General features: G+C 38.9%; 21 protein-coding genes. 16 read left to right on the top strand and 5 right to left on the bottom strand.

Features of this window, described 5'->3' with window-relative positions; genetic code table 11:
• The first annotated feature begins 27 nt into the window (after positions 1–27).
• From QNH24_RS21950 to QNH24_RS21885, 14 genes are all read left to right on the top strand, one after another.
• On the top strand, positions 28–1,170 hold the full coding sequence (locus tag QNH24_RS21950; protein ID WP_283869542.1) for a glycerate kinase: 1,143 nt from the start codon (positions 28–30) through the stop codon (positions 1,168–1,170).
• A 75-nt stretch (positions 1,171–1,245) separates the two neighbouring features.
• Positions 1,246–2,424: an MBL fold metallo-hydrolase gene (locus QNH24_RS21945; protein WP_283869541.1), complete on the top strand. Its 1,179-nt coding sequence runs from the start codon at positions 1,246–1,248 to the stop codon at positions 2,422–2,424.
• Positions 2,411–2,659, top strand: a complete 249-nt coding sequence (locus tag QNH24_RS21940; protein ID WP_054771997.1) for a DUF3006 domain-containing protein — start codon at positions 2,411–2,413, stop codon at positions 2,657–2,659. Before QNH24_RS21945 ends, QNH24_RS21940 begins: the two co-directional genes overlap by 14 nt.
• Before the next feature lie 130 nt (positions 2,660–2,789).
• Positions 2,790–3,578, top strand: coding sequence for an HAD family hydrolase (locus QNH24_RS21935; RefSeq protein ID WP_283869540.1), 789 nt, complete (start codon positions 2,790–2,792; stop codon positions 3,576–3,578).
• A 221-nt stretch (positions 3,579–3,799) separates the two neighbouring features.
• The gene (locus tag QNH24_RS21930; RefSeq protein WP_283869539.1) at positions 3,800–5,584 is read left to right on the top strand and encodes a XylR N-terminal domain-containing protein; all 1,785 of its coding nucleotides are present in this window, start codon (positions 3,800–3,802) and stop codon (positions 5,582–5,584) included.
• Between the two features lie 170 nt (positions 5,585–5,754).
• Entirely contained in the window at positions 5,755–7,293 is a 1,539-nt protein-coding gene (locus QNH24_RS21925; protein ID WP_283869538.1) for a 4-hydroxyphenylacetate 3-hydroxylase N-terminal domain-containing protein, read from the top strand.
• Between the two features lie 24 nt (positions 7,294–7,317).
• Complete coding sequence (locus QNH24_RS21920) at positions 7,318–8,283, top strand: catechol 2,3-dioxygenase (protein WP_283869537.1); 966 nt, start codon at positions 7,318–7,320, stop codon at positions 8,281–8,283.
• Positions 8,284–8,636: 353 nt separating this feature from the next.
• Positions 8,637–9,116, top strand: a complete 480-nt coding sequence (locus tag QNH24_RS21915) for a flavin reductase family protein (RefSeq protein WP_283869536.1) — start codon at positions 8,637–8,639, stop codon at positions 9,114–9,116.
• Positions 9,117–9,128: 12 nt separating this feature from the next.
• Positions 9,129–9,917: a 2-keto-4-pentenoate hydratase gene (locus QNH24_RS21910; protein ID WP_283869535.1), complete on the top strand. Its 789-nt coding sequence runs from the start codon at positions 9,129–9,131 to the stop codon at positions 9,915–9,917.
• Positions 9,918–9,919: 2 nt separating this feature from the next.
• The gene (locus QNH24_RS21905; RefSeq protein ID WP_283869534.1) at positions 9,920–10,804 is read left to right on the top strand and encodes an acetaldehyde dehydrogenase (acetylating); all 885 of its coding nucleotides are present in this window, start codon (positions 9,920–9,922) and stop codon (positions 10,802–10,804) included.
• Positions 10,805–10,819: 15 nt separating this feature from the next.
• On the top strand, positions 10,820–11,833 hold the full coding sequence (gene dmpG, locus QNH24_RS21900) for a 4-hydroxy-2-oxovalerate aldolase (protein WP_283869533.1): 1,014 nt from the start codon (positions 10,820–10,822) through the stop codon (positions 11,831–11,833).
• A gap of 17 nt (positions 11,834–11,850) precedes the next feature.
• Complete coding sequence (locus tag QNH24_RS21895; RefSeq protein WP_283869532.1) at positions 11,851–12,642, top strand: 2-keto-4-pentenoate hydratase; 792 nt, start codon at positions 11,851–11,853, stop codon at positions 12,640–12,642.
• 17 nt (positions 12,643–12,659) lie between these two features.
• Positions 12,660–12,854, top strand: a complete 195-nt coding sequence (locus tag QNH24_RS21890) for a 2-hydroxymuconate tautomerase family protein (RefSeq protein ID WP_283869531.1) — start codon at positions 12,660–12,662, stop codon at positions 12,852–12,854.
• A 16-nt stretch (positions 12,855–12,870) separates the two neighbouring features.
• Positions 12,871–14,346: an aldehyde dehydrogenase gene (locus tag QNH24_RS21885; protein WP_283869530.1), complete on the top strand. Its 1,476-nt coding sequence runs from the start codon at positions 12,871–12,873 to the stop codon at positions 14,344–14,346.
• Positions 14,347–14,473: 127 nt separating this feature from the next.
• Here the strand turns inward: QNH24_RS21885 and QNH24_RS21880 are convergent, their stop codons facing one another.
• The 3 genes from QNH24_RS21880 to serA form a co-directional block, all read right to left on the bottom strand.
• Entirely contained in the window at positions 14,474–15,409 is a 936-nt protein-coding gene (locus QNH24_RS21880; protein WP_283869529.1) for a hypothetical protein, read from the bottom strand.
• Positions 15,396–15,890, bottom strand: coding sequence for an RNA polymerase sigma factor (locus QNH24_RS21875; RefSeq protein ID WP_283869528.1), 495 nt, complete (start codon positions 15,888–15,890; stop codon positions 15,396–15,398). The genes QNH24_RS21880 and QNH24_RS21875 overlap by 14 nt, the downstream gene beginning before the upstream one ends.
• Positions 15,891–16,191: 301 nt before the next feature.
• A complete protein-coding gene (gene serA / locus QNH24_RS21870; protein ID WP_283869527.1) occupies positions 16,192–17,799 on the bottom strand; it encodes a phosphoglycerate dehydrogenase in 1,608 nt (535 codons plus the stop codon).
• Positions 17,800–18,680: 881 nt separating this feature from the next.
• On the opposite strand from serA, the gene QNH24_RS21865 reads away from it, so the two are divergent.
• Entirely contained in the window at positions 18,681–20,333 is a 1,653-nt protein-coding gene (locus QNH24_RS21865; protein ID WP_283869526.1) for an FAD-binding dehydrogenase, read from the top strand.
• Between the two features lie 247 nt (positions 20,334–20,580).
• Here QNH24_RS21865 and trhO read toward each other — a convergent pair whose 3' ends face one another.
• Complete coding sequence (trhO, locus tag QNH24_RS21860) at positions 20,581–21,546, bottom strand: oxygen-dependent tRNA uridine(34) hydroxylase TrhO (RefSeq protein ID WP_283869525.1); 966 nt, start codon at positions 21,544–21,546, stop codon at positions 20,581–20,583.
• Between the two features lie 137 nt (positions 21,547–21,683).
• Between trhO and QNH24_RS21855 the strand changes: the two genes are divergently transcribed.
• Complete coding sequence (locus QNH24_RS21855; protein ID WP_283869524.1) at positions 21,684–22,466, top strand: enoyl-CoA hydratase; 783 nt, start codon at positions 21,684–21,686, stop codon at positions 22,464–22,466.
• 61 nt (positions 22,467–22,527) lie between these two features.
• On the opposite strand, the gene QNH24_RS21850 is transcribed toward QNH24_RS21855, so the two are convergent.
• Positions 22,528–22,713 (bottom strand): YhzD family protein, encoded by a 186-nt coding sequence (locus QNH24_RS21850; RefSeq protein ID WP_283869523.1) that lies wholly within the window; start codon positions 22,711–22,713, stop codon positions 22,528–22,530.
• Positions 22,714–22,843: the final 130 nt, after the last annotated feature.

Below are 22,843 nucleotides of genomic sequence, written 5' to 3'. Positions count from 1 at the left end.
TAATAATAAATGAAGTGGAGGGATAAAATGAAAGTCGTTATTAGTCCAGATTCGTTTAAGGGAACCTTGTCAGCCCTCGAGGTGGCAAATGCCATGCAGGCAGGAATCATGGAGGTGGACCAATCAGTTAATACTGTGATGTTACCAGTTGCAGACGGTGGAGAAGGCACATTGGAATCGCTTATTATGGCTACTGATGGTCAGTATTTTTTGGCGCAGGTGCTTGATCCATTAGGAAGAGAAATAGTGGCGAAATATGGTGTACTTGGTGATAATGCTACATGTGTTATTGAAATGGCTCAGGCATCTGGCATAATGTTATTGCAGGATAATGAAAAAAATCCTCAACGGGCATCAACATATGGAACGGGTCAATTAATGAAAGCTGCTCTAGATCAAGGATTTAGGAAGTTTATTATTGGCATTGGTGGTAGTGCTACAAATGATGCTGGTATTGGCATGTTAAAGGCACTAGGACTGAAATTTAGAAAAGGGGATGGTTCATTAATTGATGATGGAGTGTCAGCTTTATTAGAGCTGGCCATTATTGATAGTAGTTGTCTAGATTCACGATTAGCTGAAGCGCAATTTACTATTGCATGTGATGTGGATAACCCCTTTATCGGAGAGCAGGGGGCAACAGCAATATTTGGACCTCAAAAAGGCGTAAAAGAGCATCAAATTACTTACTTTGATAACTGTTTAAAGCAGTTTGCGGACATTGTTGAAGAGCAATATGGAATTCGATTACATGATTTCAAAGGGGCAGGTGCGGCAGGTGGCGTGGGTGGTGCATTCATAGCCTTTTTAAATAGTAGCTTCTCAGCAGGTATTGATATTGTAATGGAAGCCATTCAATTAAAACAACATATAGAAGGTGCTCAATTCGTTATAACAGGGGAAGGGAAATCAGATCAGCAAACATTACATGGAAAAGCACCGTTAGGGATAGCAAAGGCAGCTAGATTAGCCAATGCTCAGGCAATCTTATTGTCAGGGTATATTGATGATATTGATAAACCTGCATTATATGATTATTTTACTGTTGTTGAGTCTTTAGTAGATGAAAAGGTTAGTATTCATCAGGCAATGCAAAAGCCTTATGAATGTATTCGTTTGAAAACCAAAAAAATATTTGAGAATCTCTTACAAAAGAGTAGTTCATCATAGAAGATTTTAGAAAATAGTGGGCAGTTCCAAGCTGCTCTTTTTTGTATAATAGAAAAATAGAAAGGAAGTAAGAAGATGAAAAAATTAATTATAGTACTTCTTTGTATTTTTTTATTAGCGGGCTGTACAGAGGTTTTAAAGACAGAAAAAGTACCAGTAACTGCTGGACAAAAAATGCGTGTTCATTTCCTTGATGTAGGGCAGGGAGATTCTATTTTTATTGAGTCAGCAAATGGTAAGACAATGCTTGTGGATGGAGGTGTTAAGGGTGCAGGCCAGCAGGTGGTTTCGTATTTAAAAGAGCTAGGTATAAATAAGCTAGATATAGTTGTAGCAACACATCCAGATGCTGACCATATTGGGGGCTTAATTCCTGTGTTACAATCATCCATCGATATTGGTCAATTTTATGATTCTGGAAAGGTACATACATCACAAACCTTTGAAGAAATGCTGACATTAATTGATACGAAGAATATTCCCTATCATGTTCCAACAACAGGAGAAAATATAGCGTTTGATGATGATCTTACTGTAAAGGTCTTAAATGCTAATGAGCATGCAACGGATAATAATGATGCTTCGATTGTGTTAAAAATGGTGTATGGCAATGTTTCGTTTTTATTAACAGGAGATGCGGGAATAGCATTAGAAAAAGACATGCTGCAAAATGATGTACAGGCAACAGTCTTAAAGGCAGGTCATCATGGCTCAAATACGAGTAGCTCAGAGAAATTTATTCAAGCAGTGCATCCAGAAGTAACCGTCTTAAGCTATGGGGAAGGAAATAAATATGGGCATCCTCATGCTGAAGTCGTTGAGCGTTTGCAGGCTGTTGGGAGTAAGATTTATGCTACCGCAGAAGCTGGAACGGTTATCGTATCTACAGATGGGGTAAACTATGATGTGCATTCAAAAGAATGGTCAGGAGGCAATATCTCAACACATCCAAATGCCGCAAGTGTAGAGATTATTAGTAAGGATTTAATAGATGAAATTGTCGGTATTAAAAATAATGGTAGTGAAGCAGTATCGTTAAAGGATTGGCAGCTTATTTCAATAGAAGGGAATCAAGTATTCAAATTTCCAAATGTGACATTACAGCCAGGTAAAATCATTTATGTGACAAGTGGAACAAATGCGCGAGATGGTCAAAATTATTTAAAGTGGACGAAGAAACAAATTTGGCTTAATGATGGAGATGCTGCACAATTAAAGAATGCGAAAGGGGAACTTGTTAGTGAGCTCGACTAAATATACCTTAGACCGTATTGAAGATGGCTATGCAGTTTTCTTGAAGTACCCAGAGGAAGAGGAACAACTAATCATATTACAGTCCGCCATGAATAAGCCAGTACAGGTGGGCGATCGTGTGTTAATTGAAGAAATAAACGACATTTATCATATTGAAATTTTACTAGAGGAAACAGAGCAACAAAAAACTGAGGTTAAGAGCTTAATGGAACGCCTACGTAATAAAAATAAATAGTAGTGACAGGCTATGTGTATGGTTACGCATAGCTTGTTGATTTTAGAAGCAATGTACATAAAATGCCATCCTAAATATTTTGAAAATATGCTAAAATAAGCAGTATTAAAGGAAGCTAGGAGCTGACACAATGTCAATTAATACAATTATTTTTGATTTAGATGATACACTGCTGTGGGATAAAAAATCGGTTAAAACAGCATTTGAAAAAACATGTCAATATGCAGCAACTATACATAAAGTAGATCCAGCAGAGTTGGAGGAAGCAGTACGAAAGGAGGCTCGTTCGCTTTATGAGGGCTATGAAACATACGACTATACAGTGTTAATTGGTATTAATCCATTTGAAGGTCTATGGGGAACATTTGATGATCCAACAGATTCCTTCCAAAAAATGAAGGGAATTGTACCAGAATATCGTACTGCTTCATGGACAAAGGGCTTAGCAGCGTTAGGAATTGATGATGCGCAATTAGGAGAAGAGCTTGGTGAGCGATTTGTGGCTGAACGTAAGGTATCGCCATTTTTATACGAGGATACATTTACTGTGCTAGATAAGCTAAAAGGAAAATATCAGCTCATTTTATTAACCAATGGTGCTCCAAGCCTACAGAACTTAAAGCTGACAATTACACCAGAAATAGCGCCATATTTTGACCATATTATTATTTCTGGAGACTTTGGCAAAGGAAAGCCAGATGCCGCCATTTTTGAGCATGTTATGGAGAAGGCAGGTATTACAGCTGATGATGCCATTATGGTGGGCGATAATTTAAATACTGATATTTTAGGCTCATCACGTGTGGGTATGCGGAATGTATGGATTAATCGTGAAAACAATGTTCTAAGTGGTGCTGTAACACCAACTTATGAGGTAGATTCTCTAACTGCACTTTTAGAACTTGTGAATAAGCTATAAATCAAAAAATGTACTGATTCTTCAAAGGATCAGTACATTTTTTTTGAAGCCTATCAATGCAAACTCAAACTTTACCAGAATCCCATTCCAATAAATTGAATTATCAAAAAAATAAATTTATACTAAATAAAAGTAAACACTTTCAATCTAGTGATTTCGATTTGGGGAAATGTACAAGCCTTTTTCGTTGTAAAGACTGCATGTTTATGGGGGTGTATATAGTGAAAGCAAATCGTTTAGTGTTTGAGAATGCCATTGATATTAATCCGCGTTCGGGCATTATAAAGTTTAATGGGAATCGAATGATCTTAAAATCAGCTGAGGCACTTGGTTTTTTTAGGCGTGATATTATTCAAACGTTGAATATGGAGCGAGCAAAGGGCTTTTTATTACGCTATGGATGGGCATGCGGCTATAGTGCTGGTGACTCTATTGAGAAAATGTACAATTGGAAAGAGTTAAAAGAGTTAATAAAAGCTGGCGCTGCAATCCATACTTTAGAGGGTGTTGTCAGTGTAGAAATTGATGTACTGGAAATAAGCGATGATAAATTTGAAATGGAAGGCAAATGGTTCCATTCTTACGAGGCGGAGGAGCATGTCCGCCATTTTGGCTTTAGTGAAGAAAGTGTGTGCTGGACATTAATCGGTTATGTAGCAGGCTTTCTAGCAAAAACTTATTCAAGAGAAGTCGTTGTTTTTGAGGAAAAATGTCGTGGTAAATGTGATGACTATTGTAAATTTGTTGTTCGAACTAAGGAGCATGCAACAGCAGAGCAATTAGATTTATTACGATATTTTCAAGAAACATCCTTAGCTCATGAATTAGACGCTACTTATAATGAGTTAAAATCATTGAATAATTCTATCCTCCATTCTGACACCATCCACAAACAAATGACACATGCAATGCTAGAGGGCTATACGTTAAATCAACTCTTACATCTTTTAAGTGATGCGTTGCAATGTAGTGTAACAATAGAGCGTAGATATTTAATGAAGCCAATTGGTTATTATTTTATGCAGAAGGATGATGAGCACCTCTATCTAGAAGGAAAACTTAGGAAAAAGGAGTTTCGACATGAATATGAAATTATGACGATGAAAAAACAATTGGGGACTTTAGTGATTCTTAGTCATAATGACTTAACGAGAGAACAGGAAATGATTATTGAACGCGCTGTGACGGTATTCTCAATTTATTTATATACACAGATGCAAATTGCCCAGTCCCAATGGCAAAAAAAGTCCGATTTTTTAGATGAAGTCATGAGTAGACAATCTTCCACAGAGGCACTCATTAAAAAGGCTCGCAGCATTTTCTATTTTGATCCGAGTAAAAACAATCGTGTAATTGTCATCACATCTGAGTATGAGGAACCAGAAATTTTGCATAGCTTTTTAATGACAGAGTATTTAAATATTGAGTGTTTCATTAAAAATCAAGAAATTTTACTTATTCTAGAGGATTGTGAAAAGGATATTGGATATATGTCGGACTTTGTTAGCATTTTAACGAAACGATTAAAAGAACGATTTAAGCAATCTATATTCCAAATTGGTGTAGGGAAAAATGCTGATAGGTTAGAGGAAATTGGAAGCAGCCACAATGAGGCTAGACTGATTTGTCAATTTCTACAATATGCAGCACCTGGAAAGACACAATCTGCTATTTACGAAAACTTTCAGCATATTATGCTATTTTTAAAGACGACAAATCCAAAGGAGCTTCTGCATTTCTATGAAGAGGTGCTAGGTCCGCTAATAAAATATGATGAGCAAAATAATGCAACACTTGCCCATACGTTAGAGGTTTTTTTAAACAATAGCGGTAATGTCAATAAAACAGCAAAGGCTTTGAGTCTTTCAATTCCAGGTTTTCGTTATAGAATGGAAAAAATCGAATCTTTATTACAAGAAGATTTACGAACAGGAGATGGGCGTTTTCGATGCCAATTAGCTTTAAAAATCTATTATGTACTGAAAGCATTAGAAAATAAAAAGTAGAGAAAGTCAGCGTATTTGCTGGCTTTTTTCTATTTTTTGCACATATTCCTTTCAAATTTGAAGAAAAAATGGAGGAATTCTATACTTTTTATTAATTATCTAAAAATTCCGAAAGAACTATATTTAAATAGACATGTCAAACAAGAAAAATAATTGTAGGGGGGAAGGGAATGGTTGTAAAACAAGGTACGAAGCCATTGACAGGGCAGGAATATTTAGAAAGTTTAAAGGATAGTCGAGAAATTTGGTTACATGGTGAACGTGTAAAGGATGTCACGACTCACCCAGCTTTTCGGAATTCGGCTCGATCGATTTCACGTTTATATAATGCCATGCATGACCCAAAATACAAAGATATTTTAACTTGTGAAACGGATACGGGTAGTGGAGGTTATACCCATAGTTATTTCCGTGCAGCACGAAGCGCGGATGATTTAATGAAAGGACGGGATGCTATTGTAGCTTGGGCCCGCCTTACATATGGGCAGATGGGGCGGACACCAGACTATAAAGCTTCCTTCCTTGCAACACTTGGTGGGAATCCTGAATACTATTCACCTTTTCAAGAAAATGCGAAGCGTTGGTACAAAGAGTCACAAGAACGAAATTGGTTCTTTAATCATGCAATTGTGAACCCACCTGTAGATCGGCACAAAGATGTTCATGAAGTGGGCGATGTTTTTATCCAAGTGGAGCGTGAAACAGACAAAGGCTTGATTATTAGTGGTTCGAAGATGGTAGCAACAGGATCAGCTATTACTAATTACAATTTTGTGGGTACGTATGGATTACCAATTAAAGATAAAAAATTCGCGGTTGTTTTTATTGCACCAATGGATGCTCCTGGTGTAAAGCTTATTAGTCGAGCATCGTATGAAATGACGTCTGCAATTATGGGTAGTCCATTTGATTATCCACTAAGTAGTCGTTTTGATGAAAATGATGCAGTACTTGTATTTGAGCAAGCGCTTATTCCATGGGAAAATATTTTAATTTATGAAGATATGCAAAAGACAACTTCATTCTTTGTAGAAAGCGGTTTCATTAATCGCTTTACTTTCCAAGGTGTCACACGCTTAGCGGTGAAATTAGATTTTATTATTGGTGTATTGTTGAAGGCATTAAAGACTGCAGGCACTGACCAATTCCGTGGTGTTCAGGTTCATATTGGAGAAATTATTGCTTGGCGTCATATGTTCTGGTCTTTAAGCGATGCGATGGCATTGAATCCCGAGAAAAAAGAAAACGGCATCGTTATTCCAAATTTAAATGGTGGACTTGCATATCGCGTATTTCTACAGGAAGGTTGGCCAAAGATTAAAGGCATTATTCAGCAGATTGTAGCAGGGAATTTAATTGTCCAGCCATCTAGTGCAAGAGATTTTTTAAACGAGGAATTCCGTCCGACATTAAATAAGCTCTACCGTGGTTCTAATGGTATTGAAGCACTTGAAAAAATTAAAACAATTAAGCTACTTTGGGATGCGATTGGTACTGAATTTGGTGGCCGTAGTGAATTATACGAACGAAATTATGCTGGAAATCATGAAGATATTCGATTACAAACATTGTTTGGCGCACAAGGCAGTGGTAAAGCAGATGAGTTTATCGCGTTTGCTGAGCAATGTATGGCAGATTACGATTTAACGGGGTGGACAGACCCTACGTGGGTTAATCCTGATGATGTAAATTATTTTACAAATAAATAATGAAAAAATTAGGGGGAATGTTTGATGTCAAATTTTGATGTAGCACAATTAGCGCATGTGGAGCTTTTTACACCAAAGCCAGAGGAATCTTTAAAGTTTTTCACAGATTATATGGGGTTACAAATTACAGCGCGTGAAGGGCAATCGGTATATTTACGAGGCTATGAAGATTTTTATCATCACACATTAAAGCTTACAGAAGGGAAAGAAGCAGGTCTTGGACATTCTGCATGGCGTGCAAGTTCACCAGAAGCACTGGAGCGTCGCGTCGTAGCTTTAGAAAAAAGTGGTTATGGGAAAGGTTGGATTGATGGTGATTTAGGTCACGGTCGTGCCTACCAATTCTCCACACCAGATGGCCACAACCAAGAAATTTTGTGGGAAGTAGATTATTTCCAGCCAGCTGAAGATCAAAAAACATTGCTAAAAAGCCGTCCACAAAAGCGTCCCTTAATGGGTGTGCCAGCCCGTCGTTTAGATCATATCAACTTAATGTGTAGAGACGTGGCTAAAAACCGTGAGTTTATGTCTGAGCATTTAGGCTTCAAGTTACGGGAACAAATTGTGTTGAACAATGATGAAGAAATCGGAGCATGGATGAGTGTTAGCCCGCTTGTACATGAGGTAGCGTTAATGAACGACCAAACTGGCAATAGCGGCCGCTTCCATCATATTGCATTTTGGTACGGCTATCCACAGCACCTAATGGATACAGCTGATATTTTTGTAGAAAATGGTATTCAAATTGAAGCTGGACCTGGAAAGCATGGTGTGAGTCAAGCGTATTTCATGTACGTGATGGAGCCTGGTGGCAACCGAGTTGAATTATTTGGCGATTCAGGCTATCTGATTTTCGACCCTGATTGGAAGCCGATAACGTGGCGCGAGAATGAGTTAGATGAAGCGATTATTTGGTACGGCTCTCCACTACCAAATGAATATTTCCTATATGGTACACCAGATCGAGCAGTAAAGGTTCCAGTGAAATAAACAATACTAGAGTTATCACAATGTGGGTTGATATCCATTCCAACTAGGCGCTTTCCCGGAGGAGTCGGAGCAACAGATGTTTTTTGTGGAAAGCACAGTGTAACGTAGCGGCAGCGACACGATGTTGGTCATGAAGGCGGTATCACAGGACTTAGCCTAAGTTCAATCTATCTCTAAGCCTAAGAGAGTCGCTCAGTCACCACTACAATACAAGGCAACGATTTTAATAAATATCATCGCTAACTTTGATAATAAATAAGCTTGTAGTTGTATCTGTAAAAAAGTCCAAACAGCTGTCTTGAATACTATTTCAGAGTATTTAAGACAGCACTAAATCATGAGGAGGTTATGTAATGGAGGATCGTCTATTTAGAAATGCGATGGGGAAATTTGCAACAGGTGTCACTGTGATTACAACAAATGTTAATGGCAAAATACATGGCATGACTGCAAATGCGTTCATGTCTATTTCACTTAATCCGAAATTAGTTGTCATCTCTATTGGGGAAAAAGCTTCTATGCTAAAGCATATCCAACAAAGCGGAACATTTACTGTCAATTTTTTATCTGCCCAGCAGCAAGAGCTGTCAATGCTATTTGCTGGTCAAATCAAAGAAGAGCGTCATGTAACATTTGGTGATTTACAAGGTGCTCCAACAATTGAAGGGGCTATTGCACAAGTGAGCTGTGAGGTGGCAAGTGCGTATATAGAAGGTGATCATACATTATTTATCGGACGAGTAAAAAATATTCATCTAGAAGATGGGGAGCCATTGCTATTCTTTAATGGACGATATGGTGCACTATCATCGGAAACACCGGTGCAAATCTAGGAGGTAGAGGCTATGGATAGACAATTATTTGCAGAGAAATTACAGGAAGCTCAGGTATTGAAGCAACCTATCGCCCCCTTAACTTCTACTATTCCAGATATAACTGTAGATGATGCTTATGCTATTCAATTACTTCAAATTGCTTCAAAGCAACAGGAGGGGAAGCATATTGTTGGTAAGAAAATCGGCTTAACGAGTAAGGTGATGCAGCAGCAATTTAATGTGTCAGAGCCAGACTACGGTCATATTTTATCGAATATGGTGGAGGTCGATGGTGCAACAATTTCGCTCAATCATTTTATTCAACCAAAGCTGGAATTTGAGATTGCGTTTGTTTTAAAGAAGGACTTATATGGACCAAATATTACAGTGGAGGATGTTATTGAGGCAACGGATTACATTGTCCCTGCACTAGAAGTAATTGATAGTCGGATAGCTGATTGGAAAATTCGATTTGAAGATACGGTTGCAGATAATGGTTCCTCCGCCATGGTGATTATTGGCGAAAGGCCGACAAAATTGCTAGATGTAGACTTACCGCATATTGGCATGAATGTATATCGAAACGGCGAGTTGTTTGATAGCGCCGCCGCTGCCGCTGTAATGGGTGATCCATTACGTGCAGTGGCATGGTTAGCTAATAAGCTTAGTAAATATCATATCGGTTTGCAGGCAGGTGAGTTTGTGTTGGCAGGCGCTTTGACAGCCGCAGTTACCATTGAGGACGGAGATACGTTTGTTGCAGAGTTTGCTCATTTAGGTGCTGTGTCCGCTACGTTTCGACTGAAGGGGGAGAAATGAAGATGGTAAAACTAAAAGTGGCGATTTTAGGCTCTGGTAATATTGGTACCGATTTAATGTACAAAATCGAGCGTAGTGATTACTTATCAATGAGTGTCATGGTAGGAATTGACCCTACTTCTGAGGGAATTCAACGTGCTAAGGCTCGTGGCTATCATACAATCACTAATGGAATAGAAGGCTTAGTGGCCAGTCCAGAGCTCTTTGATATTGTGTTTGATGCGACAACGGCAAAGGCACATTCGATGCATAGTGAGAAAGTACTTGCTCTTGGTAAAAAGATTGTTGATTTAACGCCAGCAGCTATTGGTCCGTTTGTTGTACCGTGCGCTAACTTGGAAAAATTCGTAATGGCCGACAATGTCAATATGGTAACATGCGGTGGGCAGGCGACTATTCCAATTGTCTATGCGATTAACCAAGTAGCAGATGTTGAATATGCGGAAATTGTTGCTACCGTAGCGAGTAAAAGTGCCGGACCTGGTACTCGGGCAAATATTGATGAGTTTACACGGACCACGGCAAGAGCAATAGAGGACGTGGGTGGAGCGAAAAAGGGTAAGGCCATTATTATTCTAAATCCAGCTGACCCGCCGATTATGATGCGTGATACCGTGCATGTTTTAGTAAATGAGCGTAATAGGGAGCAAGCCATTTTAAAAGCTATTGAAGATATAGTCCAGGCTGTTCAACAATATGTACCAGGCTATCGACTGACAAGTGCTCCCATTTTTAATGGTCAACAAGTATCAATCTTTTTAGAGGTGGAGGGAGCAGGCGATTTCTTCCCAACCTACTCAGGAAACCTCGATATTATGACGGCCGCAGCAGTACAAGTAGGAAATGAGATCGCTAAACAGCAACATGAAACAGTGAAATCGAATTAAACGGAGGTGAGTGAAATGAAAAAAATAACAGTTTTAGATGTGACATTGCGTGATGGCAGTCATTCTATGCGTCATGCATTTACAGAGCAGCAGGTGAGAGAGGTTGCACGCGGTTTAAGAAAGGCAAAGATGAAATATTTTGAGGTGTCACATGGAGATGGACTAGGGGGCTCCTCATTACAGTATGGATTTTCCAAAGTAGATGAACTGAAGTTAATCGAAGCAGCACGAGAAGAATGTGGGGATTCGGCTATTTCGGTGCTAATTTTACCGGGCATTGGTGTAAAGGAAGATTTAAAAAATGCAGTGAAGGCTGGTGCTAAAATGGCTCGCGTTGCAACCCATGTAACCGAGGCTGATGTTGCTGGTCAACACATTTACTTAAGTCGAGAGCTAGGATTGAAAACAGTTGGATTTTTAATGATGGCACATATGGCACCAACATCTGTAATAGTTGAGCAGGCAAAATTATTTGAGAGTTACGGTGCTGAGATCATTTATGTAACAGATTCAGCAGGTGCTTTACTTCCGCATGAGGTCAAGGAACGAGTAGCTGCATTAAAGTCGCATGTTTCTTGTGAAATCGGTTTCCATGCACATAATAATTTATCACTGGCTCTAGCAAATACTCTAGCCGCTGTTGAAGCAGGAGCTACGTATGTGGACGGAAGCTTACGCTGTTTAGGTGCTGGTAGTGGTAACACACAAACGGAAGTGATGGTGGCTGTTTTTGATCGACTGGGCTATGAAACTGGTATTGATTTATATAGTGTAATCGATGTTGCGAATGAAGTGGTTGCACCATTTATGCCCCGCCCTCAAGAAATAACTGGCTCTAGTTTAATAATGGGCTATGCAGGTGTTTACTCTAGCTTTTTATTATTTACGCAGGAAGCGGCCAAAAAATATAACGTAGATGAGCGTGAGATTTTAGTGGAGCTTGGCAAAATGAAGGCAGTAGGTGGGCAAGAGGATTTAATTGCAGAAATTGCTCGTGAGATAGCCAATCATAAGCAGACAGTAAACTAGAAGCGGAGGAACGCGCGATGATGAAAACTGATACGTTAGATCAAATTGCGTATGCGTTGTATAAAGCAGAGAGAGAGAGGACAGAAGTTACGAAGTTTGTTGATCAATATCCAGAGCTGACGGTGGAAACCGCCTATAATATTCAAGATAAATTAATAGAACTGAAGTGTACGTATGAGGAAACAACCATTTCGGGGCTAAAGCTAGGGTTAACGAGTAAGGCAAAACAACAAATGATGGGTGTTCACGAGCCTTCCTATGGTGTGCTGTTAGCGAATATGGAGTTAAATGCAAAGCAGCCGATTTCATTAAAGTCTTTCATTCACCCGAAAATTGAACCTGAGATAGCCTTTGTATTTAGGCAGGATTTAAGTGGCCCGATTGTAACCGTTGCACAAGTGTTAGAAGCAACTGATTATGTTGCTCCTGCAATGGAGATTATCGATAGTCGTTATTTAAATTTCAATTTTACATTACCGGATGTGATTGCTGATAACTCATCTTCCTCGCGTTACATAGTGAGTTCGCAAAAATATGCGGTGAACGAAGTGGATCTTGTGAATATGGGCTGTATTTTCACACAAAATGATGAGATTTTTGCGACAAGCACAGCAGGTTCAGTAATGGGGCATCCAGCACGAGCCATTGCATGGATGGCCAATAAATTAATCGCTCGTGGACAACATATTCGAGCAGGAGATATTGTGCTAAGTGGCGCATTAACAGGCTCTGCAACAATGTATGCAGGGGATAACTTTACTGTAAGCTTTGACGGTATGGAGGCGTTAACAGTTCAAGTAGAACGATAGCAAAGGAGGAAGGTGTAATGCCATTTATTCAAATCACATTCATTGATGGACGGACACCAGAGCAAAAAGAACGGTTAATTGCAGAAGTAAGCAAAACCGTTTCATCTGTATTAGAGGCACCACTTGAAACAGTTCGTGTGTGCTTAAATGAAATCCCAAGTACACATTGGGGAATTGCAGGGAAGTCTATCCAACGTCGTCAAAATGAATAATAAGGAGTGATCAACGATGGAGAATACACAAACGAAATTGAAAGAAGTTAAACTATTTATAAATGGAGAATATGTAGAATCTTCTTCTCAAACATTATTCAAGGTGAAAAATCCTGCGACCCAGGAAATTATTGCAAAAGTTCATGAAGCAAGCTTTGAAGATGTGGATCGGGCATGTGAAGCTGCACGGCAAGCTTTTGAAGAAGGTCCATGGCGTACAATGCCTGTATCCGAGCGTTTGGCAAAAGTTCGCCGGATGGCAGAAATTATTCTAGAACGCAAAGAGGAGTTAGCACGCCTTGAAGCATTGGATGTAGGTAAGCCTTATCAAGTGGCATTAGAACGTGAAATACCTCGTGCTGCGGAAAATTTGAAGTTTTTTGCTGATTTTATGGAACAGCAAGGCGGTGAAGTATATCCCATGGACGATGCTTATTTAAATTATACGCGCTATGAACCAGTTGGGGTTGCGGCATTGATAACTCCTTGGAATTTACCGTTTATGCTAACAACGTGGAAGCTTGGTCCATGTTTAGCTTCAGGAAATACAGCGGTCATAAAACCAGCAGAAATTACACCATTAACTGTATCGTTACTTGGGGAGATTGCACAACAAGCGGGTATTCCAGACGGTGTCGTAAACGTTGTCCACGGCTTTGGCGTACAATCAGCTGGAGAATTTATGACAACACATCCTGAAGTTGATTTAATTTCCTTCACGGGGGAAACAACGACTGGGAAAGCAATCATGAAAAACGGTGCTGATTCATTGAAAAAGGTTTCCTTTGAGTTAGGGGGAAAGGCAGCCAATATTATTTTTGAAGATGCCAATTTAGAAAAAGCCATCCCCGTATCGATTCAAGCCGCATTCATGAATTCCGGTCAAGTTTGTTTAGCAGGATCGCGGATTTTAGTACAAAGAGCGATTTTAGATGAATTCCTTACACGTTTTAAAGAAGCGGCTGCAGCATTGGTTGTTGGTGATCCTCAAGATTCTAAAACGAATATGGGACCAGTTGTAAGTGAAACACACTATAACAAGGTAACAAGCTATTTAAGTATAGCTGAATATGAAAATTCTACGCTTATTTATGGTGGTAAACGTCCTGAATTACCAGCTCATTTAAGTACGGGTTATTATTTACAGCCCACAATTTATTTACAGGAAAATCCGCAAGCTCGCATTTGCCAAGAGGAGATTTTTGGTCCTGTCGTTACAATTATCCCGTTCGATACAGAGGAAGAGGCACTTGCAATAGCTAATGGAACAGAGTACGGTTTAAATGCAGTTGTTTGGACCGAAAATTTACAGCGTGCCCACCGTATTTCACATGATGTACGTGCAGGTACAATTTGGGTAAATTGCTGGTTTGTGCGCGACTTACGAGCTCCGTTTGGAGGCTTTAAAAAGAGTGGCATAGGACGTGAAGGCGGCCACCATAGCTTAGAATTTTTCACAGAAGCAAAAAATATTTGTATTGCGTTAAAGTGAAAATAATCAGTGGGGGACGAAGAGGCCCTCCACTGATTAAAATTGCACTTTATCGAAACAAATTGAGGTTTTATCGAAATTTTTGGAGAAATATCGAAACAAACTCAAACTTTATCGAAACTTTCGCTTAAAAGTGTGCATTAAATGCAAGATATAGCCATGTAAAGGCAATGGCAATACATAGTTGAACCATAGCGCTAGCTATTAGGTATCCCCGAGGTTCACCTGCTTTTTTACGATAGTATATTTGCATAATAGAATAGAGCGTAAATAAGCTGTATATAATCGTAGCGTGTATGGAATGCATCAGTAAATAGATAGCAAATAAAATACCTGCAAACAATACTAGCATAATAGCGTTTGCGATGGCATGTTCAACTGTAGCAGCAAAAAAGCGTCGTTCGGTATGAGGCATTCTTTTTTTAGCTAGCCAAAGTGTGAAGCGCGTAAGTAATATAAAGATATTTCCTAGAATTATCTTGATTGAACGTTTATCGTCATAGTAATAAAACTTTAGTGAATCAAACGCCTTTTCGGGTTGAATGGCAAGCTCAGTTTGAACATTAAAGAAGGTGTCATTATTTAGTATCTTCCATTTTTCCTGAGTACCGTCTGAATAGACAACCAACAAATCTTGAGGTTTAAAGTAACCATTTGCTTCCCACTGTTGAGCTGTTACTGAAACTGTAGGTGCATCCTCCATTTGTTTTTGTAACTGGAATAAAAATTGCTTATTAATATAGCATTGCTGAGGTACATAAAGGCACGATGCTTTTGCTATGAAGGTTTCTTTGTTTTCATTGGTATGTACATAGACTTTAGCAATTGTTTTATTTGTATCTGTTGTGAGCGGAGAGCTAACTGGCTTTTGAATAAAGGACAAAATTAAAATAGAAAGAACTGTGATAAATAGCAAGGACACTGCAGGCATTTTCCAAGCCTTTTTGATTGCTCGTTTTTCTATTGTAGTAGGTGTAATAATATTATGCAGTATTTTGTCCTGCTGCTGCTTTGTTAACTTTAGATCACGTAAATGACGCCAGGTTTTTTCATAGTTCTTCATTGAATTCACCCCCAAGCTGCTTTTTTAATGCTACAAGTGCACGTTTTAAAGTGTTTTTTACCTTTCCTTCATTCCAACCTAGTACATCACATGTCTCCTGAATGGATAGTTCCTCGATTTTACGTAAAATAATGACATCACGATAAGTAAGCTTAAGTTTACTAATTGCAAGATAAAGCTTCTTTGCATCTTCCTGCTGGATGAGCCATTGGTGTGGTAAGTTCGGCTCAAGTTCCTCATGATCATTTAAAAAAGGGACAAATTGAATAAGCCTTTTGCGGCGGTAATAATCGTAGGCTAGATTTCGTGCAGTACTCCTAAGCCAAGCAAGTTCAGCACCTTCTTTAATTGTCTGCCGGTATTTGAAAAAGCGCATAAATGTCTCCTGTGTGAAATCCTCCGCTAATTTTTCATCATTGAGTAAGTAATATAAGTATTTAAAAATGGTTTGATTATGTAGGTAAAATTGTTCTTCAAACATCCAGCCTCTGCACCTCCTTTTCTTTAAAGACGAATGACTTAGCAAAAAGTATCGTTTAAACTAAAAAAAACGCACTTGCTGAAAAAGGCTAAGAACTACGAAAAGATACCTTCTTCTTATTTCTAGAAATAGACTGTAGCATATGTTTGAAAAATACCTGTACACAATCCATATAAATCCTTCACATTATCACACCACTTTCATTGCTTCATTTATAAACTCATAAAGTCTTTAAGTGAGTGAGTACATAAAAAAGGACCCGAGTATTTAACTCAGGCCCTTTACCATAAACTCTATTAAATTATAGGCTAATCGCTTTTACCTCATCAATATTTTCTAATTGTGCGACGAATGTTAAATCTTCTTCTGTTACCACATTGTCGATAGTAAGCATCATGACAGCCGTTCCACCAACCTGTGCACGACCAACCTGCATTGTTGCGATGTTGATATCTTTTTCAGCTAGCTTTGTGGCTACGCGACCGATTGCACCTGGTTTGTCTGTGTTTTTAATGTAAAGTAGGTGACCTTGTGGAATCACATCAACAACATAGTCTTCTACTTTGACAATACGTGCACCTAGACCGTTTAATAAAGTACCGGCTACAGTGTGTGTTTCATTCGCTGTTTTAATTTCAATCGTAATTAAGCTAGTGAAGCCTTTAGCTGTTGTAGTCTTATGTTCATTAATTTTCATGCCGATTCGCTCAGATAAATAGCGAGCATTTACATCATTCACATGGTTACCATGATTTTTAGATAATAAGCCTTTTAATGCATTTGATGTTAATGGTCGCACATCATAGTTTGCTACCTCACCAGCATAAGATAAATTGATTTCCTTTACAGGCTCAGTTGTCACTTGAGATAAGAATGAACCAAGTTTTTCCGCTAATTCAAAGAATGGCTCAACTTGTGCAAGCAATTCTTTCGGAATAGATGGCATGTTCACTGGGTTAGTTACAGTACCTGTTTTATAAAATTTAATGATGTCGTTTGATACGTCAACAGCTACAGATTCTTGAGCTTCAATTGTAGAAGCACCTAAGTGAGGTGTTGCGATTACTTGTGGTAAAGTAAGTAGCTTGTGATCCGTTGCTGGCTCAGATACGAATACGTCAAGAGCAGCTCCTGCTACTTTACCTTCTACGATAGCATCATATAAATCATCCTCATTGATAATACCGCCGCGTGCACAGTTAATAATGCGTACACCATCTTTCATCATAGCGAATTTCTCTTTGTTAATAAGATTACGTGTTTCTGGAAGAAGTGGTGTGTGTACTGTAATGAAATCTGCATGTTCACAAATTTCTTCAACAGTTGATTTTGTAACGCCTAATTCTTTTGCACGTTCATCTGTTAGGAATGGATCATATGCCATTACGTTCATACGTTGACCTTTTGCACGATATGCTACTTCCACACCGATACGACCGAAGCCTACTACACCTAAAGTTTTATTTTTAAGCTCAACCCCAACATAGGATTTACGATCCCATTTTCCATTTTTTAATGTGTTAAATGCTTGTGGAATATGACGTGCAAGGGAAGTCATCATGGCGATAGTGTGCTCAGCAGCAGAGTTTGTATTACCATCTGGAGCATTCACTACGATAATACCATGCTCAGTTGCGGCAGTAAGGTCAATATTGTCCACACCTACACCAGCACGTCCAATTAACTTCAAGTTTTTAGCCGCTTCAATTACTTCGCGTGTTACTGTTGTTTGAGAACGCACTAATAGTACATCTACATCAGCAATTTTTGCCATTAATTCCTCTTGGGCTAAACCAGTATCAACAATGATATTAAGATCTAAATCTTGTTCTTGACGAAGTGGGAAAATACCATCTTCACTTAGTGGATCAGCGATAAATACGTTAATTGTTTTTGTTGCAGTAGTCATTTGTAATTAGCTCCTTTTAATTAAAATTTAATAGTTTCTATATTCGATAGTTTGAAATTTGTAAAATTCGTACATCTTACAGCATGCAAACAATCTCCTTTCAAAATCCGTGACATCCGCCAGAAGGTTTATCTTTATTCATACGTGCTACAAAACATTTGGCTTTTGTACAATAAAGATTTTCTGAATGAATATAAAAAAGCCTTTCACGCCTTACAAACACAATTATTGCGTTGTAAGGGGCGAAAGGCTGAATAAACATTGGTTCGCGGTACCACCCTTAATCACTGCTTGAAAGATTTCTTGCAGTCTTAGCTATATGCGTAACGTGCATGTGACGGATAAGCTTACTTTGAAATATTCTGCCTATCTATTCAGGAGTGGAACTATTATCGTAGAAATCACTGATTTACACCAACCATCAGCTCTCTTGAGATTTCCTTGCGACTAGCGTGTCTCCGTCGTTATATTTTTGCGTAATTAAATTTGATATCATCATAATCCCTATTGTTCACCTTTGTCAATAATATTTCTGAAAAAGTTAAAAAATATTGACTTCAAAAGTCTGATAAATACCAAAAAGCGAACTTTTAGTTGTTTTTATTTAATTATAGTTCGTCTTTTAGGGGAGGACAATGAAAGCGCTAACGAAATGTCTTAAGTCAAGTTAAATGGGCATTTGAGATAAAGTCGAGCTGAAAAATTATATGGCAATTTATTGGGAGATGATTGCTGAAGTGAGTGAAATTTTCAATGTTTTCAAGAAGAAGGCGAACGTTATTTTCTTGTCACACTTTAGTCAAAAATATAAAAAGTAGAAGGTAAACGAACTATTAGGGAAGAATGTAAGTAAAGGAATGACCGATTTTTGGGGGTGTAAAATGTTGTATGATGTTGCAATTGTCGGAGCAGGGTTAGCAGGTTTGGTCGCTGCGTGTGAATTAGTAGATGCCAAGAAAAAAGTATTATTGGTAGACCAAGAGCCAGAAAATTCAATGGGGGGACAGGTATATTGGTCTTTTGGTGGCATATTTTTAGTGAATTCTCCTGAGCAAAGACGACTTGGTATTAAAGATAGTAAAGAGCTAGCGTGGCAGGATTGGCAAGGGACTGCTGGCTTTGACCGCTTGGAAGACGAGGATTCATGGGCGTTTAAATGGGCAAAGGCCTATGTTGAATTTGCAGCAGGTGAAAAATATGAATGGCTAAAATCATTAGGCATAAAGTTCTTTCCTGTAGTTGGTTGGGCTGAGCGAGGAGGCTCATTAGCTGGAGGTCATGGTAACTCGGTGCCTCGCTTTCATATTGTATGGGGAACAGGACCTGGGATTGTCAAGCCTTTTGTAGATAAAGTAAATAAGGCAATAAAGGATGGTTTTATAGATTTTAAACCAAGACATCGTGTAGATGAATTTATTCAACATGAAGGAAAGATTGGCGGCATTAGTGGGACAATTTTAGCTGAAAGTTATGCAAGCCGTGGTGAGAAAAGCTCAAGGATTGGAATAGGTGAGTTCACCTATGAAGCCAAGGCTGTAATTGTAGCTAGTGGTGGTATAGGAGCAAATTTTGATTTAGTAAGAAAAAATTGGCCACAACGACTGGGAACACCACCTAAAAATATGGTCTGTGGTGTACCTGCCTATGTAGATGGTAGAATGCTAGAGATTACAGAGCATGTGGGAGGGCGTATTGTGAATCGAGATCGTATGTGGCATTACACAGAGGGCTTAAGAAATTGGGACCCGATTTGGCCCAATCACGGAATTCGTATTTTACCTGGCCCGTCATCCTTATGGTTCGATGCAGAAGGAAATCGTTTTAGTGCACCCAATTTCCCGGGTTTTGATACGTTGAGTACGCTAGAAGCCATTCAAAAAACAGGCCATGAGTACTCATGGTTTATTTTAACGGAAAAGATTATTGAAAAGGAGTTTGCTTTATCGGGCTCTGAACAAAATCCCGATTTAACCAATAAAAGCATAGGAGAAGTCCTTAAACGTATTTTGCCAGGTCCGCCAGCTCCAATTCAGGCTTTTAAAGAACATGGGGAGGATTTTGTAATAGCGGATAACTTAAAAGAATTAGTGGATGGTATGAATAAATTAGCCGGTAACGAGCTTCTTAATTTCATGAAAATTAAAGAACAAATAATGGCAAGAGATCGGGAAATGGATAATAAATTTACAAAGGATTTGCAAGTTAATGCCATCCATGGAGCAAGGAATTACATTGGGGATAAATTAGTGCGCGTTGCCAAGCCACATAAGATATTAGATCCTCATAATTGGCCGCTGATTGCTGTACGTTTAAATATTTTAACGCGGAAAACATTGGGAGGCCTACAGACAAATTTAGATGGCGCTGTGCTCGGGATGGATGGTCAGCCAGTACCAGGTCTATTTGCTGCTGGCGAAGTAAGTGGCTTTGGAGGTGGCGGTGTTCATGGTTACCGTGCTTTAGAGGGAACATTTGTCGGAGGTTGCTTATTCAGTGGGCGACAGGTTGGGCGCTACTTAGCTAAAACAGAATAAGAAATTGGAAGAAAGCCCGGTCGTGGTGAGAAATTGCTTAGGTTCAGGAAGAAAGCGCTCAGGTAAAGTACAAAATCGCTCGGGTTAAGGTGGAAAGCGCTCAGGTAAAGGGTAAAACCGCTCGGGATTAAAAGAAAACTACTCAGGTACTAAATAAAAACAATCCGTAAAACGATAAAGCATCACCCGCAAATTGGATGATGCTTTTTTTGATGTTAAAAATCATAAGAATATTTAAGATGACTCACTAAACTGCTTGAACCTGAGCTATTTTAGCAATTTGTTCCTCAATCTGCTCAGGTGTCCAGCCATTTTCTACAACGAAGAAGTTCCGCTTTGCACGTCGGCAATCATCTGAACAGCTACGCATATAAAATGCTTCATGCTTTTCTTCACAAAGCATTAATCGATGACATTCCGGGTTTGCACAGTTTGTATAGCGTTCTGATGGCTCACCAGTGAAGAAATCTCGTCCGATAACCACGTGCTCAACCTGATTGATTGGTACACTGCGACGTCGGTCAAAGACAAACATTTGCCCATCCCAAAGCTGACCCTTTACCTCTGGATCTTTTGCATATGTGGCAATTCCTCCATGTAATTGAGCAACGCTTTCACCATACCCCTCACGCTTTAACCAACCTGAGAATTTTTCACAACGAATACCGCCTGTGCAATATGTTAAGATTTTCTTACCTGTAAATTGGTCTTTATGTTCCTCCATCCAAGCTGGAAGATCACGGAAGTTTTCGATATCTGGACGAATTGCCCCGCGGAAATGTCCAAGATCATACTCATAATCATTACGTGCATCGATAATGACGGTATTGTCCCCTTGCATGCGCTTCATAAATTCTTTTGGTGATAAATAATCACCTGTTATTTCTAAAGGATTAATGTCATTCTCTAAACCAAGGTGTACTATTTCACGGCGAGGACGAACATGCATTTTTTTAAAGGCATTTCCTTCCGCTTCATCTATTTTCCACATGATATCGTTAAAACGAGAGTCAGCCTTCATCTGCTCCATATAAGCGTCCGTTTGCTCAATAGTACCTGAAACTGTTCCATTAATTCCTTCATGCCCTACTAAAATACGACCAAGAAGTCCGATTTCTTTACATAGCGCTAAATGTTCTTCAGCAAATGCTTCAGGATCTTCAATCGTAATATATTTATAATAAAGTAATACACGATAGTCTTTCTGTGTCACAATACTTAACCACCTTTAAACAATATTCGACCTTTAATATAGCATATCAAATGCAAGTTTGCGTAACAGAGGAGGAGTTTTCTAAAAAAACTCGAATAATACATAGTGAATGTCTATTCATATTTGGGGGTGCAAGGATGGAATTTTCAACAATTACTTTGGAAAAATTAGAGCGTCGAGCAACATTAACGTTAAATCGTCCACAGGCAATGAATGCGATGGATGATGTGATGATGCGGGAGCTGGCAGAGTGCTTTGAGGCACTACAAGAAGAGCAGGATATACAGGTGCTTGTTATTCGTGGAGAAGGGAAGGTCTTTTCTGCAGGTGGGGATATTAAGGCGATGCTAGATCCAAATAAACCACTTAATATTGGAGAGGCAATGGTTTATTTAACACGCATTGTAAAAGCCTATTATCAACTACCGATGATTGTTATTGCGGCAATTCACGGGGCATCTGCGGGATTAGGCTTTAGTCTTGCTTTAGGAGCAGACATCGTTGTGGCCTGTGAAAATAGTAAGCTTGCGATGAATTTCATTGGTATTGGACTTATCCCTGATGGAGGTGGCCATTTCTTTATGAAGGAACGTGTGGGCACTGTTAAGGCAAAGCAAATGATATGGGAGGGCAAAGTATTAACTGCAGCAGAGGCACATGAAGCAGGATTAATTGACTACCTCGCTCCGGAGGGATCTGTTTTTGCAGTGGCTGACCAACTCGTTGGAAAAATGTTGGCATCTCCAATTGCATCCATGATCACAACTAAGAAAATACTGCATGCTCAAAATTTACCGCAATTAGAAAGTATTTTGGCAATGGAGGCAGAGGGGCAAACAGCTATGAGGAAAACAACTGATCATTTAGAGGGAATTCATGCATTTGTTGAGAAGAGAACACCTGTTTTTGCAGGGAAATAAATAGAAACAACATAGTGAAAGGCGCGTAGAGCTATTACTACGTGCCTTTTACTAGTCACTTTTAGACATGGAATAATATTAATTTACCAGAAGAGTTGACAAGGCGATGAGTTTTATCGGCAACACCTTTTTCTTCGATTTGTTGTTGACCGTTAATTTTTGCAGTCTCATCGTTTTCGAAAGTCCATGTTTCATCGAACAATGTTTCCCCTGTTTTTTCAAAAGCTGTGAAACGATAATTCTCCATTCTACACCCCACCCTTTTATATAAATATATATCTATTATACATAGAAGATTTATAAACTTCACGGTAAATCTAGCAATAATTTTGATAAATTACGAAAATTGTGGAAAATTAAAGGCGATCTTAATAGGG

It is taken from the genome of Lysinibacillus pakistanensis, assembly GCF_030123245.1.
In the GTDB taxonomy this organism is placed as follows: Bacteria; Bacillota; Bacilli; order Bacillales_A; family Planococcaceae; genus Lysinibacillus; species Lysinibacillus pakistanensis.
This window is presented reverse-complemented; position numbering and strand designations above follow the sequence as displayed.